The 18,652-nt window shown below is 63.5% G+C and carries 9 protein-coding genes and 1 pseudogene; 6 read left to right on the forward strand and 4 right to left on the reverse strand.

The annotated features are described in order from the left end of the window. A pseudogene (locus ASC46_RS17770) lies at positions 1 to 282 on the reverse strand (transposase); the annotation flags it as partial. Between ASC46_RS17770 and drmD the strand changes: the two are divergent. The 6 genes from drmD (at position 248) to drmC (ending at position 13,055) form a co-directional block, all read left to right on the forward strand. Continuing rightward, positions 248 to 2,206, forward strand: a complete 1,959-nt coding sequence (gene drmD / locus ASC46_RS17780) for a DISARM system SNF2-like helicase DrmD (protein WP_245280611.1) — start codon at positions 248 to 250, stop codon at positions 2,204 to 2,206. The pseudogene ASC46_RS17770 and the gene drmD overlap by 35 nt on opposite strands. Then, positions 2,203 to 5,604: an Eco57I restriction-modification methylase domain-containing protein gene (locus ASC46_RS17785; RefSeq protein WP_210166013.1), complete on the forward strand. Its 3,402-nt coding sequence runs from the start codon at positions 2,203 to 2,205 to the stop codon at positions 5,602 to 5,604. The genes drmD and ASC46_RS17785 overlap by 4 nt, the downstream gene beginning before the upstream one ends. 179 nt (positions 5,605 to 5,783) lie before the next feature. Next, entirely contained in the window at positions 5,784 to 6,464 is a 681-nt protein-coding gene (locus tag ASC46_RS21620) for a hypothetical protein (protein ID WP_210166014.1), read from the forward strand. 2 nt (positions 6,465 to 6,466) lie between these two features. Further along, on the forward strand, positions 6,467 to 10,456 hold the full coding sequence (gene drmA / locus ASC46_RS17790; protein WP_055460653.1) for a DISARM system helicase DrmA: 3,990 nt from the start codon (positions 6,467 to 6,469) through the stop codon (positions 10,454 to 10,456). Further along, positions 10,453 to 12,294, forward strand: coding sequence for a DUF1998 domain-containing protein (gene drmB, locus ASC46_RS20960; protein ID WP_072249569.1), 1,842 nt, complete (start codon positions 10,453 to 10,455; stop codon positions 12,292 to 12,294). The genes drmA and drmB overlap by 4 nt, the downstream gene beginning before the upstream one ends. Beyond that, entirely contained in the window at positions 12,294 to 13,055 is a 762-nt protein-coding gene (gene drmC / locus ASC46_RS17800; protein ID WP_055460655.1) for a DISARM system phospholipase D-like protein DrmC, read from the forward strand. Before drmB ends, drmC begins: the two co-directional genes overlap by 1 nt. Positions 13,056 to 13,063: 8 nt before the next feature. Here the strand turns inward: drmC and ASC46_RS21745 are convergent, their stop codons facing one another. The 3 genes from ASC46_RS21745 to ASC46_RS17820 all read right to left on the reverse strand — a co-directional run bounded on the left by ASC46_RS21745 (position 13,064) and on the right by ASC46_RS17820 (position 18,651). After that, a complete protein-coding gene (locus ASC46_RS21745; RefSeq protein ID WP_245280612.1) occupies positions 13,064 to 13,477 on the reverse strand; it encodes a hypothetical protein in 414 nt (137 codons plus the stop codon). A gap of 123 nt (positions 13,478 to 13,600) precedes the next feature. Further along, positions 13,601 to 14,677 carry a DUF2793 domain-containing protein gene (locus tag ASC46_RS17815; RefSeq protein WP_055460657.1) on the reverse strand — a complete coding sequence of 359 codons (1,077 nt, stop codon included), beginning with the start codon at positions 14,675 to 14,677 and terminating at the stop codon, positions 13,601 to 13,603. 8 nt (positions 14,678 to 14,685) lie between these two features. Continuing rightward, complete coding sequence (locus tag ASC46_RS17820) at positions 14,686 to 18,651, reverse strand: baseplate multidomain protein megatron (protein WP_055460658.1); 3,966 nt, start codon at positions 18,649 to 18,651, stop codon at positions 14,686 to 14,688. Position 18,652 lies beyond the last annotated feature (1 nt).

Genomic DNA, 18,652 nt, shown 5'->3' on the forward strand with positions numbered 1-18,652 from the left:
GCTTGGCAGCCGGCGTCACCACTTTTTTCCCAGCAGGTCTTTCAACCCCGCATTGTCGAGCATCGCATCCGCCAGCAGCCGCTTCAGCCTGGCATTCTCGTCCTCGAGCGCGCGCAGACGTTTCGCCTCGCTCAGCTCCAGCCCGCCATACTTGGCCTTCCACGCATAGAAAGTCGCGCTCGACATCCCGTGCTTGCGGCACAGATCCAGCACCACCGCCCCCGCATCGGCCTCCTTCAAAATGCCAATGATCTGCTCGTCCGAAAACCGCTTCCGCTTCATCCAATCCGTCCCTCTGCTGGGCCGGACTCTACTCGCAAGTGGAGGAAAAACAGGGGGTCAGGTCACGACGATCGAAGGTCGGGCGGCTGGCGAGCGCAGCCAGAAGAAATTCGATGACCGCATCCTTCGGCGGGCGATAGCGAAGACCGAGGAAGACTACGCAGACGACGCACAGCGGGATGCCGCCGAGGCTGAAGCGATCGAGGAAGCGGGCAAGCATGTCCGGCCACCGACCGACGAAGAACGCCGGATGCTCGACCGATTGCGATCCTGGGCCCAACAGGCGGCTCGTCGGGCCGATGCAAAGGCCACTGCCGTGCTGGGTTGGCTGGCCAGTCACCTGAAGGACGGTGACAGGTGGACGAACGAGCGGGTGATCCTGTTCACCGAGTATCGCGCCACACAGCAATGGATGCAGGAGATCCTCGCATCTCACGGCTTCGGGGGCGAGCGATTGGCTCTCATCTATGGCGGCATGGACCCGAAAGAACGCGAGGGCGTGAAAGCCGCGTTCCAGGCCAACCCCTCGGAATCCCCGGTGAGGATACTGCTGGCGACCGATGCCGCCTCCGAGGGCATCGATCTCCAGAACCACTGCCACCTGATGATCCACCTCGAAATTCCGTACAACCCGAATGTGATGGAGCAGCGGAACGGCCGCATAGACCGCCATGGGCAACGCGCCAGCGAGGTCGTCATCTGGCACCCGGTGGATGCCGAGGGTGACCACGGTGACGATATCCTCCGTGCGCTTCGTAAATTGGATGCGATGCGCGCCGACATGGGGAGCGTGAACCCCGTCATCGCGCCTCAACTGCCCGACCTGCTCGAGGGGCGCCGCCGCGATCTCGACACGAGACAAGCCGAAGCCCGGATGGAGAAATCTCGCCGCTTCGTCAAGGCGGAGCGCGACCTACGCGAACGTGTGGCCAAACTCCATGCGCGACTGAACGAGACCCGGCACGAACAGAGGCTCGTGCCCGACCACATCGAGCGGGCGGTACGCACCGCGTTGCGTCTTGCGGACAAACCCGACTTGGAGCCCGTTTCTCTGGCCGGTGCACCAGACGGCACGGTTTTCCGAATGCCGCCGCTCTCGGGTTCCTGGTCCCGATGCCTCGAGGGTCTAGAGCACCCCTACACGCAGAAGGTCCGCCCGATCACCTTCGACCACGAGGTCGCCAAGGGCCGTGATGACGTCGTTCTCGTTCACCTGAACCACCGGCTGGTCCAGATGAGTCTGCGGCTCCTGCGCGCGGAGATCTGGGCGCGCGACGATGTGAAGAAGCTGCACCGCGTGACCGTCCGGTCGCTTCCGGATGGGCGGATCGAGGGACCGGCCGTGGTGGTGATGTCGCGGCTCGTCGTGACCGGCGGGAACCATCATCGCCTGCACGAGGAGCTCACGGAGGCTGGCGGCTATCTGCGCGATGCCGGTTTCCGGCGGGAGGAACGGGTCACGGAGGTCCGACGATGGCTGGAGGAGTCGCACCCTGCGGACCTTTCGGATGCGACGTTCGACGCCTTGAGGACGCGCTTCGACAAACAGCGTGATTCCGTTCTGGCAGCCGTCGAGGCACGCTCGAAAGACCGGCTACGCTTCCTCGCGAACACGATCGAGACCCGGAAGCGCAAGGAGGCCGAGGACATCCGCCAAGTCCTGGACGATCTCGAACGAGCGCTGAAGACCGAGATCGCGGCGGAACAACAACCCGTGCAGCTCTCTCTTTTCTCCGAGGACGAACGCACTCAGCTCAAGCGTGACCGAGCGGCCCTCGAAGCACGCCTGGCCCGGATCCCGAAGGAGCGCGAGCAAGAGCTACGCGCGATCGAGGAACGGCACTCCAATGCCGTCGAGCGTACCTTCCCCGTGGCCGTGGTGCTGCTGGTTCCGAACTCCCTCGCGACGGAGAAGCGCGGATGAGCAACGATCACGAGTGGCTGAACCTCATCGAAGTCTCTGGGCCCTTTCTGGCGGTGCCGGTGCTGCGGGAAGTCTTCCCGCAAGGCCTCGAAGCTCTGCCTTCCGGGCGGCCTCAGCGGCTTCGGCGGACCTATGAGGAATGGCGCGATGCAGTCGACATGGACGACCTCGACCTTCCAGCGCTGCACGCGGCCTGGATCGACGACGTGCTGGTCACAGCGCTGGAAATGGATGAGACGGTGCTGCGCAGGGGCGCGACACTGTCTGAGAAGCTGACTGTCTCGATGCCCGAACACGGGGTCACGGTCGCGCCCGATCTGGCCGTCGTCAATCCGACGAACTCCGACCAACCGCTTCTGCTCATCCACGTCTACGAGCCCGACACCGATCTCGACGCGACGCGCCGTTTCGATGGCCTCGCGATCACCCCGGCCGACCGGATGGTCGCTCTGCTCCGGGCTACGGGATGCCCCACTGGCATCGTCACCAATGGTGAGCGCTGGATGCTCGTCCACGCGCCCATCGGCGCCGTAGCAGGCTTCGCGAGCTGGTATGCGCGCCTTTGGGGTCAGGAACCGGAAACGCTGCGCGCCTTCGTCAGCCTTCTGGGCATCCGCCGCTTCTTCGGACCCGAAGAAGTAAAGCTGCCGGCGCTCTATGAGCGGTCTTTGAAGCACCAGGACGACGTGACCGAGGCGCTCGGAGAACAGGTCCGGCGCGCCGTCGAAGTGCTCGTCCAGGCACTCGACCGCGCCGATCAGGATCGCAATCGCGAACTCCTGCGCGACGTCGATCCGCGAGAGCTCTACGAGGCCGGTCTGACGGTCATGATGCGGCTCGTCTTCCTGCTGTCTGCCGAGGAACGTGCCCTGCTCCTGCTCGGCGATCCCCGTTACGACTCCTTCTACGCCATCTCCAGCCTGCGAATGCAGCTGCGTGCGGATTCCGAAGAGATCCTCGAGCGTCGCCGCTCTGCCTGGTCGCGGCTGCTCGCTCTGTTTCGTGGCGTGTATGGCGGTATCGATCATCCGACGCTGCGCCTTCCGGCACTCGGTGGTTCGCTGTTCGACCCGGATCGATATCCGTTCCTCGAAGGGCGAAAGAAGGGCACGAGCTGGCGGAGCGATCCAGCCGAACCGCTGCCGATCGACGACCGCACCGTTCTTCTTCTGTTGGAAGCGATCCAGACCTTCGAAGGTCGCACGCTGTCCTATCGCGCACTCGACGTGGAGCAGATCGGCCACGTCTACGAGGGCCTCCTCGAACGCACGGTGAAGCGCGTCGACGACGTCACCCTGGAACTCGATAGCGGCGCGAAGGCCAAGAGCCCGCGCGTGACGCTCGGCGAGATCGAGTCGGCACGGCTGGATGGCCCTGCAAAAGTGGCCGAACTGCTCAAGGAACGGAGCGAGCGATCGGAGTCCGCCATCCGCAACGCCCTTGAGCGGGCGGCCGACGATCGTCTCGCCGCACGTTTGCTCACCGTCTGTCGCGGCGACGTCGGTTTGCGAGATCGCATCCTGCCCTGCGCGCCCCTCCTGCGGACCGACCCGTGGGGCTATCCGCTCGTGCACCACAAGGGCGCCTTCGTCGTCGTACTCGGCGCCGACCGGCGTGAGAGCGGCACGCATTACACGCCCAAGAGCCTGACCGAGAAGATCGTAGCAGAAACGCTGACGCCGGTCGCCTACCGCGGCCCAGCCGAAGGCAAGGTGCCCAAGGAATGGGAGCTGAATAGCGCCGAGGAGCTGCTGGATCTGAAGGTCTGCGATCCCGCTATGGGGTCCGGAGCCTTCTTGGTTCAGGCGTGCCGATGGCTCTCGGATCGTCTGGTCGAGGCTTGGTCGGTGACGGAGGCCAGCGGCAAGCAGATCGACAGCGAAGGGCGGATCGTTGACGCCTCCTCCGGAGGCTTCGACCCCCTGTCACAGGACGTAGAGGAACGCGCCATCGTCGCCCGTCGCCTCGTGGCGGAACGGTGCCTCTACGGTGTGGACAAGAACCCGCTGGCCGTGGAGCTGGCCAAGCTCTCGCTCTGGCTGACCACCATGTCGAAAGGGCGGCCCTTCGGCTTCCTCGACCACAATCTGCGCAGCGGTGACAGTCTGCTCGGGATCCACGACCTTGATCAGTTGGTCGAGCTCGACATGAACCCCACGGGCAAGGCCCAAATGCGGTTGTTCGGCCGCACCATCCGATCAGCGGTCGACAAGGCGATTGAGCTTCGTGCGCGTCTTCGGGCGATTCCTATTCGCGACATTCACGACGTGGAAGCCATGGAAGCGCTCGACGAGCAGTCGCGTGGCGAAATGGCACTGCCGGTTCTCATCGCCGACAGCTTCGTCGGCATCATTCTGGCTGAGGACCGGGCCGGGGATAGGGCTGCACGTGTTGAAGCGCTTGCAGCATTGGCCGACGCGGCCACGAGTGGCGCCGACACTACGAAAGACCGGCTTCGACGCGATGCATCAACCGACCTGGGCAAAGACTCTCCTGATGGGACCACTCGGAACCCATTCCATTGGCCTCTAGAGTTCCCTGAAGTATTTGCGAGAAAGAACCGGGGTTTTGACGCCTTTGTGGGAAACCCACCCTTCATGGGAGGCAGACTATTAGGTCGCCGACTGGGCCTATCCTATCAAGAATACCTCAAATTCGTCCGAAACGGCGTCGTCGGCTCCCCCGATCTTTGCGCCTATTTCTTCTTGCGTGCGTTCAGTCTCATTGGAACAAGGGGCTACGTTGGCTTGCTTGCAACCAAATCGATCACAGAAACAGGCTCCCGAGTAGTTTGCCTCGACCAAATTATTGAGAAAGGCGGCGTGATCTATCGCGCGAACTCGAGATTTCCGTGGCCCGGCAATGCTGCCGTTGTCGTATCGATTGCGTGGATTGCACGCGACGAATGGAAGGATTCGAAAGTTCTCGATGACAGTGCGGTCCAAGCGATCAACGGCGCCTTGGAAGAGGACTTCCAGATAAAGCGGCCAGTGAAACTAAAAGCCTTGAAAGGCCTATTCTCGCAGGGACAAGACGTTATGGGTCGAGGCTTCGAGCTCACAGCCGAAGAGCGCGCCGAGATTATTTCTAAAGACCCGAAATGCGAAGAAGTTATATTTCCACTTTTTAATGGACAAGATCTCAACACAATGCCGAGGTTGATGCCTTATAGGTGGGTGATCTACTTCCGTGACTGGCCAGAAGACAAAGCTCGTCAGTATGAGCCGGCATTCCAGCGGGTTAAAGAGCTAGTCAAACCTTATAGGGACTCGTTAACTGGTCAGATCCACCAAGACTGCTTTTGGAAGCTTTGGGATCTAAGACCCGGCTTAATGCGGGAATTTTCCAAAAAACTAACGTATTGGCTATCGCCTCAGTCACAAAATACCTGTGCGTGAGTCGCGTACCAACATCAGCGGTTTACAATATGCAGGTCAAAGTTCTCTTCTTCGAAGGTTGGCGGGAGTTTTCTGTTCTCCAATCCACACTACACGATACTTGGGCGCGATGGCAGGGTGGAACTCTTGGCGCCTCAACTCTTCGCTATTCCACGTCAGCTATCCTCGAAACTTGGCCAATGCCGAGCGAGCAGGCAACGGACCAACTTGAGCTGATAGGGGAGCGGTACTTCCAAACGCGCCAACAGCTCATGCTTGAGCGCTCGGCTGGCCTCACCGAGATTTACAACCAATTCCACAATCAAGAAGATCGATCCGAGGACATGGAGCGTTTTCGGGAGTTGCACACGGAAATGGATATCGCCGTCCTAAATGCCTATGGATGGAACGATATTGATCTTGGGCACTCATTTCGAGAGGTTGATTATTTACCCGAGAACGATCGGGTCCGCTTTACCATTTCCAATGGTGCTCGCATGGAAGTTCTAAGGCGGCTCTCCGAACTTAATCACCAAAGATTTGAAGAAGAAGTCGAGCACGGTCTGCATGGCAGAAAAGCACCAGGGGACGTCAAAGCGCGAGCTCGTTCTAGAGAAAAATCTTCTCAGCAATCCTTCAATCTTGAGGGCGCGTCCGCACTTGCGCCAAAGGTTGCGGGAAATCCAAACGGCGCGACTGAGGCGATTAGGGCATTTCTTGAGACACGGCGAACTTGGCTGAGCAAGTCGGACATCCTCACCTATGTCGACATCCCCGATGGCCAGTGGAATGCCGCGATCAACGATCTCTTGGCTCGTGGCGCCGTCGAACGCCAGGGTGAACGCCGAGGCGCCCGTTACCGAATTGCTGAGAGTGATTGACCATGGCCGATCTGACCACGACTACCGAACCATCCTTCAGCGCCTGGATCGTTAAGCGGACATCCAACGCGCCCCGCTATTCCGTCTGTATCGACCTGGGGCCAACCGCTCACGGCGCGATCGAGGAAGGCCACTGGATCGTCGTTCTGGACGATAGCGGGAACGTCTCAGAGGTAGGGCGGATCCTCCGCATCCGCTCGGACCTCGACAACGCCACGATTTATTTCGACCATTGGCACGCCGCCGATCCATACGTACCACTCGCAAATCTAGGTTTGACCGCGCCGACCGGTCCCGCGGCGCGGCTGCCATGGGACGAATTCCTCCGGATCCTGCCGCTGCTCGGCGTTTCTGCCCCCGGCGCAGTGCCGCTGATCGAAGATGTCGTCTACACCCGCGACCTCCTGGAACTCGCCGTGCGCGACGATCTGCTCGGCCCCGCCGGCGGGCCCCACGAGCTGATCAAGGACATGAGCGTCCGCGATCGCTACCTGGTGGGTAAGCTGGCGCCGCGCCGGCCGGATGACGACCAGGCAGCACGGGTTGAACCGGCCTCGGCAGCCGAGGAGGCTGGCGACCTCGAGGATGAACGGACGGCGCCACTCCACGAGCCCGGCGCCGAGTTCGCCAGTGCATCGGGCCGGGTGGAGCCCGAGGACGACGCGCTCGACGAGATCGACACGACGAACAACCAGTCGCTGGTTCCCTCCAGCATGGGCCTCACCTTCTGCGTGGCGCCCGATGTCGGGAAGCTGGCCGTCGATGCACGGTGGGGACGGTACGAGCGGGTCCCGAACGATGAGCACGAGATCGTCAAGACGCGAAAGAATCGCCAGACCGGTCACCAGGAGGAGGTGAAGGTCAGGGTCTGGCAGCGCATCCCGTGTGGTGGCGTTGTCACGGTTCCGCTCGTCGACGGGCCGATCAAGCCGTCCACTCCCGATCCCGATCAACCGGACGTCCGCCTGCAGGGGGCGGTTCGGACGAACAACAAGGGGGAGCGCCTGGTCACTTTGTTCCTCGTCAACGGGCAGTTGGAACCCGAAGACAACAAGGACCGCGCCTGGCTGTTCCAGCCGGAGATCACCGTCGAGGCCCCCGAAGATCACGGGGACAAGTCGGTCTTTCGGCGTCGCCCCTCCAACGAAGTGGTCGTCGACGACCCGGAACGCGACCGTCTCGCGCTCATCTATCGCAACAGGCTGGAGTTCGCGGTCGGACACGGGGTGTCCGTTCACGCCGATACGACGCCCGAGGAGCCGACGAAGGCCCATCGCGTCAGAACGGAGATCATCCCGCGTTACGAAGTCGCCGTCACCGAAACGCCGGGCCTCGATCCTAGGGACCGCCCTGCCATGCGGCGCATGGTCGACGAGGGCTGGCTCGACATGACGCGGCTGGCGGAGATGGCGCCGGACGCGCTGCGCGACGCTCTTTCGTGCCTCGTCGACGATTACGCCGTTTGGATCGGCGAACAGAAAACCCGGTTGGGGTCGGAGATCACCGGCTTCGATGATCCGGGCAAGGACGTCATTCAGCGCTGCGAGGAGATCCTGCGCCGCCTCCGAGAGGGTATGGATACTCTCTTCGCCGATCCGAAAGCGCTGGAGGCGTTCCGCTTCGCCAACCGGTCCATGGCCATGCAGCGTGTCCGAAGCATCTACGCTCTGAAGCGCAGACGGAACGAAGCCGTCGACGTGACCACTTTGGACGTGCCGAAGAACAGATCGTGGCGCCCGTTCCAGCTGGCGTTCCTGCTCCTGTCGATCCCGTCGCTCGCCGAACCAACTCACCCGGACCGGACGAAGCCGGTCGAGGCGTTCGCCGATCTCCTCTGGTTCCCGACGGGTGGTGGCAAGACCGAGGCCTATCTCGGTGTGGCGGCCTTCGCCATGGCCATGCGCCGACTGAAGAATGATCTCGGCGGCCTCGACGCATCACGCGGTCTCGCCGTCATCATGCGCTACACACTGCGACTGCTGACTCTGCAGCAGTTCCAGAGGGCGACGACGCTGCTCTGCGCGATGGAGGTCATCCGTCGTGCAGACGACAAGACCTGGGGCAAGGAACCTTTCACGCTCGGTCTCTGGGTCGGCAATCGCGTGACACCGGGCACGACCGAAGCGTCTCACCAGGCTGTCGAGGCCATTCGAAACAACGATCGCAACAAGGCGGGCATCGCTTCGCCTGCACAACTGACCAGCTGCCCTTGGTGCGGTTCGGAGATCTCCGGTGGTCGCGACATCGAGGTCGACAGGATCGCCGGCCGAACGCTGATCCACTGCGGCGACAAGCTGGGCGGCTGCGATTTCTCGAAGGCGAAATCCACTGGACAGCCTCACCCGGGGCTTCCCGTGAAAGTCGTCGACGAGGAAATCTATCACCGCCCGCCGACGATGATGATCGCGACCGTGGACAAGTTCGCGATGATGGCGTGGCGTCCCGAGGTTCGGAACCTTTTCGGCCGCGTCGAGCAGGAATGCGGACGCCATGGTTTGCTCTGGCCGAGTCACGACTGCGGCACGGGGCACCGAGCGAGGGGGGCATATCCGGCCGCCAGTGTGAAGCCGGTCCGCGCAATTCGACCACCAGACTTGATCATCCAGGACGAGTTCCACCTCATCAGCGGTCCGTTGGGCACCATGGTGGGTCTTTACGAGACGGCCGTCGACGAGCTGAGCAGCTGGGCTCTGGGTGACAAGAAGGTTCGCCCCAAGGTCGTGGCTTCCACCGCGACCGTGCGGCGGGCCGATGACCAGGTGCGCAATGTGTTCATGCGCCGCATTTCCGTGTTTCCCCCTTCGGGCCTGGACGTCGAAGACAATTTCTTCTCAGTCCAGAGACCCATCCGCGAGAAACCCGGCCGACGGTACATGGGTATCTGCGCACCCGGCAGCTCTCGCCCTGCGGTGCTGATCAGGACCTACACGGCGTTCCTCACCGCCGCGCAGGCGCTGTTCGATCGGTTCGGCCCGGTGGCCGACCCCTATATGACCCTCGTCGGCTACTTCAACTCGCTGCGAGAACTCGGAGGGATGAAGCGTTTGGCGGAAGACGACGTCCAAACGCGTTCCTTCCGCGTCGAGATGAGCCTGGTGGACCGACCGGGGCTCTCCCAACGGCGCGTCGAGGAAATCAGCGAACTGACGTCGCGCGTCTCGAGTCAGGACATCCCGCGGTACCTCGATCAGCTCGAGGTTCCTTTCGATGGCACCTTCGACCCGGCATTAGGCAAATGGGTGACCAACAGGAAGCCCGGGGAGGCCCGCCCGATCGATGTCGTTCTTGCGACGAACATGCTGTCGGTCGGTGTCGACGTGAATCGTCTCGGGGTGATGGTCGTAAACGGTCAGCCGAAGGGAACGGCCGAATACATCCAGGCCACCAGCCGTGTGGGCCGCACGCCGCCGGGACTCGTCGCGACCGTGCTGACGTGGGCGCGGCCTCGCGACCTGTCGCACTACGAGACCTTCGAGCATTACCACGCGACCTTCTACCAGCACGTCGAGGCTCAATCCGTCACCCCGTTCTCGCCACGGGCGTTGGATCGAGGGCTCACCGGCGCGATGCTCTCCATCATGCGTCACACCTACGATCCCTTCGCGGCAAATGACGGCGCTGGTGCCATGACCAGTCCGAGCCGCAAAGAGATGTTGGATACGATAGGCGCCGTCGCCGCTCGCACCTGGGAAGTCACGGAAGACTCGGGGAAGAAGACCCTGACCGGAGCCGAGATGAAGAGCCGCGCTGACGATTGGGCCAATGAAGCGGGCGTAGGGGGCCGCACGCTCGTCTACCAGAAGCACGGCGCAGGACCCACTGCCTATCCGCTGCTTTCGGCGCCTGGCATCAAGCCTTGGACCGACTGGACGGTCCCGATGTCCATGCGCGAAGTCGAGCCTGGTGTCAGGCTCGTGATGGAGGACGACCGTTCGACGAGTGATCCGACTTGGAGACCGCGGGTGACGCAGCCCCAGGAGGATCAGCAATGAGCAGGACACCCGTAGGAGAAATTCGACCGAGCCAGTTGCTTTGGACCTACGGCCCGGGCGCCTTGATCGACCTCCCGAACATGTCGGTGGTCACGATGGGGATCGACCGCTGGGAAAAAGACAGGTGTCAGCCGATACAAGAGGCACGGTTGCTCGCCAACGTCCGGGGCGTGCTCGGACCCCAAGTCGAATCATTGCGTATGCCGCCCGTGGGCGAGAGGGAAATCGCAGACCCATTTTCGGCCGCCGCGCTGATCGGCGTGCCCGTCAAGCCCTTCCCGCGGTGGCTGCGCTGCGTGAAATGCGGCCTGCTATCACCCTATGATGCCGGCTTGTTCAAGCTGAAGGAAAACAGGTATCGCCCGGAGCTGACGCGTTTCGTCCATGAGGGCTGTCGCGGATCGAATAACGATCAAAGGGCCAGGGATGCCGATGCGGTTCCGGCGCGCTTTCTCATGGCGTGTCGGGCTGGCCACCTGGACGACTTTGCCTGGCACTGGTTCGTTCACGGCGGATCTAGCACCTGTCGTGCGACGCTGAGGTTCTTCGAGAGCGGCGCATCACTTCAAACCGAGAACCTGTGGGTCAAATGCGATGGCTGCGGCGCATCGAAGAACATGGCGCAGGCTTTTGGTCAGGCAGGTCGCGACAACCTTCCAGCCTGCCGAGGGCGACATCCACACGTGGATCGCTTCGAGGACGATTGCACCGAGGAACCTCGCGCAATTCTCCTCGGCGCAACCAATAGCTGGTTCCCGGTCACACTCTCGGTTCTCGCGATCCCACAGGTGGGAAGCCCTCTGGCGCAACTGGTCGCGGATGGCTGGACGTTCTTTGAAGACGTCACTTCGGCGGCCGAAGTGGCGTTCGTCGTCAAGACCCTGAAGAAGACGGCGCAGCTGCCTGGCATCGAGCAGTTCACTGACGAGCAGATTTGGTCCGCAATCGAAACCCATCGCAATGGCGGACCGGGCGTCGAACAGAGCGACCTCAAAGGGCCGGAATGGGATGTGCTTACGGCCGAGAACCCACCCACTGACTATCCGCATTTCATGAGCAAGAAGGTGGGCGTGCCCTCGGGCTTCGGTGCGGCGATCACACGCGTTCTGCTGCTGGAGCGGCTTCGTGAGGTGAACGCCCTCCTTGGATTCACACGAGTCGAGTCTCCTGACGAAGGCACGGGAGATGAGGCAGCCCCACGGGCCCCGCTCGCACGCGCAGCACCGAACTGGGTGCCGGCCACTCAAGTTCACGGTGAAGGAATTTTCGTTCGCTTCGATGCAGATGCATTGAAGGCTTGGGCGGATAAGGATCCGGTGAAGGCTCTCGACTCTCGGCTACGGCAGGGCCATCGCGGATGGCGGCAAAAGAGGAACCTGGACCCAAACCAAGGTTACCCGGGCGTTCGTTATGTCATGCTACACACGCTCGCGCACATGCTGATACGGGAACTGGCATTGGAGTGCGGCTACAACGCCGCGAGTATTCGGGAGCGTATATATGCAGACGTCGAGGACGGGAGGGATCAAGCCGGATTTCTCATCTACACAGCTGCAGCAGATTCCGATGGCACTCTGGGAGGTCTCGTAGAGCTAGGAAAGCCTGAAAATCTTGGGCGACTTCTGCGCCAAGCGCTGGATCGCGCCCACATATGTGCCTCCGATCCACTCTGCGCAGAACACGATCCGAGCAAGGACCAGTCACTTCACGGGGCAGCATGTCACGCCTGTTCATTCGTCTCGGAAACATCCTGTGAGCGGGGAAACCGCTATATCGATCGTTCCCTCGTGGTACCCACCCTCGAAAATCCCGATGCAGCATTCTTCGAGACCGTCTGATGGAAGCGATACTGATCGCGGCCACAGACCTCGTGGCCATGTTATCTCCGGCGAGGATCGAAGCGCTCGCCGCTCGTGTCCGCGGCTCGATGCCGGTCGAACGATACGGAAGCCTGCATCAGCTCGTGAGCACGCCGGCTGCTCGCGCAGCGCTTGATCGCTTGATCGCCGCCTGGAAACAGACGGAAATATCAGGCGATGTGCTGGCCGGTATCTTGGTCGGCGCAGCCTTCGCCCGCCAACAGGCGCAGCGCGAGAACAGCGTCGAACTAGTTTGGACGGGCCCGACGACACCATTCGTCGCCACCCGCCGCACGGAGCAGGTGCTCTTGGATCTCATCGGTCACGCGCGAAGTGACTTCTTTCTCGTTAGCTTTGTTGCATACGACGTCTCCTCGGTGGTCGATGCATTGAATGCTGCATGCGCTCGCGGCATCGACATCCGAATTCTGTTGGAGACCTCCACGAGCCATGGCGGGAGCTTGTCCGTCGATCCTATTGCTACAATGCGGCGCTGTGTTCCTTCGGCAGCGCTGTATGTCTGGACCGACCGACCGGCACCGTTCGCCGAAGGACGGGTTCACGCGAAAGTGGCCGTTGCCGACGGCAATTCAGCCTTCTTGACCAGCGCCAACCTGACTGGGCACGCGCTGGAGAAGAATATGGAGGCCGGCGTCGTGATCAGCGGTGGACACGTCCCCGCAGGACTGCGTGCCCATCTTCATGCTCTAATCGAGACGAAGGTCATTCGGAAAATCTAGAATCACACTCAGCAAATGCGCGCCTGGTCCCGCATAACGCTGTAGTCGGCGAGCATTTCGGCGAGAGCCGACCCCTCTGGCAGCAGATCGAGCTCGTCGGCTGCGCGTGCCTGGAACTCGCGGCTATACTCGACAACCGGTGGGCAGACGGTGGCCACGCGAGGGTCAGAAGCGACCGTCGCGCAGCCGGTCAGCGAGATCGTCACGATCGCGAGGGCGGCGAGCCGCCGCATCGAGCATCCGGCGATGGAGTCATTGGTCTTCTCCGAGGTTTCGAGGCGTTCCGCCAGCCGTCCCGCACGCTCGCCGGAGCGCCGGAGTGAGAGCGGGAACAGGAACACCGCGAGTGCGATGGCGCCGTAGCGCAGCGCCGCCCGCATCCATGGGGCGGAGGCGATCCCGTCAACGCCCGTGAGCGCCACGGCGATGCCCTCCGGCGCAGGGTGTCGAGATTAGGGTACGAGCGGCAGGATGACGGATCGGGTCTCGGCTAAGGCGAACCCCTGGTCGGATCGGGGGGCGTCTTCGACATCTCCTACCGCCGCTCACCCCACCTTCACGCCCCAGAAGGACGTGTGATCGGCAGCGAAATACCCATCCGCCATTCGGAATGCGCCCTGTAGCTCGACGGTGTCGCCTTGCTCAAGCGGCGCCATGGTCTGCAGCCACAGCGCCGTCGCCTCGGAGGCGTGCGCGCCGGATATCTCGCCGAACGATCCTCGGATCTCGGTCGAGCCGTTCAGCACCAGCCGCCCGCGCATGCGCGCCGTGGTGCTGGCATTGACCTTGTAGAGCAGTGTCGCGCCGAAGAGGTAGGTGCCGGCCACGGGTGCCACAAAGCGGTTGTTGCCGGCATCGAACGCGCCCTGGTCGTTGTAGTCGGTATTGTTGATTCCGATCTTCGTCCAGGTGTCGATGCCGACATAGTTGTCGTAGTTGGTATAGCCCTTGAAGCGCGGCAGCCTAGGCTGGTCGACGATGCCGGTGGCGTTGTCGACGATCAGCCCATTGAAGAAGGTGCTGCCGTCGGCCGAGACTGCGAGCCGGAACCTGTCCGAACCGAAGAGGCCCATCAACGCCTTGGTGACATAGGCGGTCTGGAGGGTAAGCCCGAGATCGCGGCCCGCAGCCTCCTTGTTCATGGTGTAGAACAGATCGCCGGTGCCACCCTCGGCCGCGGTCTTCGCCGTCCAGAGCGCGGCATTGAGCTTGGCTGAGAACGGATTGGCCGCATCGGCGGTCGTGCCGATGCCGAGCAGCGCCATGTTCTGCAACTCGCCGGGTGTCGCGCCGATCCAGACGGAGCCATCATAGACCAGCAGCAGGCCCTCGTCCTCGACCCATGCCCGCCAGCCGGTCCGTGGCGGAAGGCGAAGCCAGGCACCGTCGGTCCAGAGCGCGACGTTCAGATCCCAGCTCGCCCACGCCCCCGTGGCGCCCGACGCCACGATGTAGCGGTCACCATCAGCGGGGCTGCCGGGCGGGGCGGTCAGATCCCGATCGCGGACCGAGAGCTGGACGAGCCCGTCGAGCAGCCGCAGCGCCTCGTTGTGGGTGACATGCTTCTGGGCCTGCGCCGCGAGAATGTAGGGCAGCAGCAGATGGGTTGTGGCATCGGACATTGGAGTTCTCAGAAGCTGAGGGTGACAGTCTTGGGCGCGCCCCGCCCGATCAGAGCGGAGAGCTGGAAGATGCGGATATCGAGGCTGTTGCCGGGGCCGAGCAGAGCGCCCCAGTCGGCGGACTGATCGGCGGCGGTGTAGACCACGCTGGTCGTGGCCGTACTCAGCACCCGCTTGACCGCCGGGCCGTCGAGGATCTCGACTTCGTAGGCTTCGACCTCCTCGGCGACTGGCACCTCGCCGGTGCCCCAGTTGTCGGCCGCGAGCGCGCGGGATCGTCGTGCCCAGCGGATCGTCAGATCGCCCGGCGATCGGGGCCTGCGCCATGGCTGCTCGACATGGGCGACCGAGAACGGCCGGAGTCCCACGCCCTCGGGCGTGAAGCTCGTGGCAATATAGGTTTCGTCGCTGACCGGACGGCTTGCAGGGCCGATGCGCCAGTTCCAGGGAAGCCCGAGATCGGCTTCGGCGATCGGCAGCGATGCGAGGCTCTCGTCCACCACCACCACCCGCGCGCCACCGGGCGCCGGATTGCCCATGGCGCCTTCCGTTCCGCGCTGCCCGCGCAGGAGCCGGGTCAGACGATAGCGCCCCGGTGCGATTAGTTCGGCCGCCCCCGCCTGCACGACTTCCCAGATGCCTGGTGTGCTCTCGACGGCGAGAGCATTGGCGCCGCCGAACAGCGCCAGATCCGTGACGCTCTCCAGCGTGCCCGAAAGCAGGTCTACCACCAGCACGTTGCCGAGATCGAAGCGTGAGGTCGGTCCCGGCCAGAAATCCGAAACCAGGACGCCGATCCGTGCCCGACCGCCGAAGGTGGTCAGCAGCTCGAAGCCATCGGACGAGCCGCTGCGGAACACCGCCATCTCGCCGGGCCATGGAACGGCATGGGCTGCGACGAAGGGGCGATGAGCAGGCTGATCCTCACTCAGTTGCGGCAGGTCCATCAATATCGCGTCGGGCGCGCCGAATACGACCGGGCGCGTCAGCGAGGCGGCACGCGGATCGCCCGGCGGCAGATCGTAGGTCGCGCGGTCCTGGCGGATCGCCTCCACTCTGCGCGCCTCGGCATCTGCGACGGAGACGAGACGGAACTCGATCTCCCGCCCGTCATGGGCGAGCCGGATCACGTCGGCGGGATCGAGAGCCAGCCGCGAGGGTGGAAGGCGGAAGGCTGCGCTTTCGCGCCCGGTCCAGGCCTCGAGCAGGGCACGACGGCAACGCCGTTCCGCCTCTTCCGGCGGAACCGCCATCGGGAAACTCTCGGAGGCGATCCGCGTCGTGTCCACGGTGATGCGCCGCGCCTCCACGAGGGCCGCGTCGTAGTCCTCGTCGGCGCGGGCGACCTGCCACTTCAGCGCCTGCGGTAGCTCGGTTTCCTGGCTGCGGGTCAGTTCCAGCACGTCACCCTCGCGGGTAGCTACGAGGTGATCGGGGTCGATGGTCAAGACCGACGCCCGGCCACGCATCACGAAACGAATGATCCCTTCGGTCTCCACGGCGTCGAAACCAAAATGCCGCGACAGCGTGGTGATGGAGGCGCGTGGGCTTTCCAGTGCGCCGATGACATATCCCTCGACCGCGCCCCAGAGCCCGGAGACATCAATCCGATCCTCGGGCATGCCTGCCCGCAGGCAGAGGTGCCGCACGAGGGCGGCCAGCGAGACCGCGCCAAGGCGTCCGGTCAGCCAGTGGCCGAGCCGCCAGTTCGGACCGTCGGTCCAGATGCCGGTCAGTTCCGGGAAGAACGGATAGGGCCGTGCATCCCAGGTCCAGGCAGCGCATTCAGGGATATGAACCATCCGGCCGCCATAGACTGGGGACACCGGATTGTTCGCAGCCTCGCCCCACCAGAGATAGCTCGCCTCGAGGTAGGCGCGCTGGATCGCATCGTCGCGCCAGCCCCGCGAGAAATGTGGCGTGAAGCTCTCGGAGGACTTCGGATCGAAGAAGACGTTGGGCTGGTTGGTGCCACGATCGATGGCGGGGCAGCCGAGTTCGGTGAACCGGATCGGCTTCGACTGCGGGACCCATGCCGTCGGCGTCGCGCTCTCCACCCCGCCCGGGCGGTTGTAATGCTGGTTCGACCACCAGGCGCGCAGATCCTTGTAGCGGAAGACCCACGGCTTTCCCGCTGCACCATCGGTGATCGGCGTTCGCACCTGAGCCGACCGATCGGCGGCGCTGGCGTAGAACCAGTCGAAGCCTTCGCCACCCGCGATGTTCGCCTGCAGATACGCCCGATCGTAGATCGCGGGCCAGCTATCGGCGGCGTCGAGATGGTCGAACCCGTCCCGCCAGTCCGACAGCGGCATGTAGTTGTCGATCCCGACAAAATCGATCTCCGGATCGGCCCAGAGCGGATCGAGGTGGAAGAACACGTCGCCGCTGCCATCGCTCGGCTGGTGCCCGAAATATTCCGACCAGTCGGCAGCGTAGCCGATCTTCGTTCCAGTGCCCAGAATGGACCGGACATCAGCTGCCAGATCCCGATAGGCCTGCACGGCCGGATAGGTGGATACGCCTGAGCGGATGGTGGTGAGCCCCGGCATTTCCGAGCCGATCAGGAAGGCATCGACCCCGCCTGCCGCTGCACAAAGATGCGCGTAATGCAGGATCATGCGGCGGAAGCCCCACTCGCCGGCCGGACCGTTCCACGAAACATTCGTGCCCGATACGACGAAATGCGACGGCTGCGCGTTGCCGAAGAAGGCGTTGACCTGAGCGGCGGCGGCGGCCGTCTTGTCCACGGTTCCAGAAAAGCCCGCCGCGGGGGAACAGGTGATTCGCCCCCGCCAGGGGAATGTGGGCTGCCCCGTCTCCGCAGCATTGTCGGAATACGGGTTCGGCAGCGCGTTGCCGGGCGGCACGTCCATGAGAATGAACGGATAGAAGGTGACGCGCAGCCCGCGCGCCTTCATCTCCCGGATGGCCTGCACGACGGCGAAGTCGGACGGCGTGCCGCCATAGACCGGGCGATCCTGATCGTCGCGGCTGACGAGGAAGGCATTGGCGCGGCTGACGCCGTTGACCGACCAGGACAGAGGCGTGGTCGACTTGGCGGACACTTCGACGCCGGGCCGCACCTTGCAGGATCCCGCGCGCAGATCGTCGCCGAACCAGGCGACGACGAGGCTCACGCTCTCGACCGCCGGGACCATGGCCTGCAGCCGGTCGAGCGCCACCACGATGTCGGTGGCATCCGGCAGCGCGTTCAGGTTTTCGGGTTGTGTCGCACCGCCTGCGGATTTGCAGATGGCCTGCGTGGCATAGGTGAACTCACCCGAGGCCGGGATTATGGTGACGGCGCGGGTCAGTCCTTCGGCCGTGTCGGGATCGGCGAGCGGCCGGAACACCTCGAAGGAAAGCTGCGGCAGGCGGTTGCCGTAGCTGGAGAGCGGCAGTTCCTCGAAGACGACATAGGCCGTGCCGCGATAGGCGGGCGTGCTCAAAGCGCCCATCTTCGCCGCGATGAAGGGATCGGCAGTCTGCACCTCGTCGCCCGGATACCAGCGCCAGGTGACCCCGGAGAGGTCCATCGGCTTGCCGTCGGCCCAGATGCGGCCGATGCCGGTGATCGGCCCGTCGCAGAGCGCGACCGCGAAGCTCGCATAGTAGAGATATTCCGTGGTCCTGACCTTGCCGCCGCCGCCACCCTTGCCGCCGCCTTGCGTGGTGGTCCTGGTCTCCTCGCGGAAATCGGTCGCCCAGATGATGTTGCCGCCCATGCGCATGCGGCCATAGAGGCGCGGGATGACGGCGCCCTCCGTCGAGGAGGTGATGCGCAGCGTGTCGAGACGCGCGCCCTCGATACGCTGGGTGGGCGCGAGCGACGAAATGATCCAGCTGTCGACGACCGAACCGATGCTGGAGCCGATGAAGCCGCCGATGGTCGCGGCGCTGACACCGAGGATCGCACCGCCGATGGAACCGCCGATGGCGGCGCCGGCGACGCCGAGCACGAGAGTGGCCACT

It is taken from the genome of Chelatococcus sambhunathii, assembly GCF_001418005.1.
Taxonomy (GTDB): domain Bacteria; phylum Pseudomonadota; class Alphaproteobacteria; order Rhizobiales; family Beijerinckiaceae; genus Chelatococcus_A; species Chelatococcus_A sambhunathii.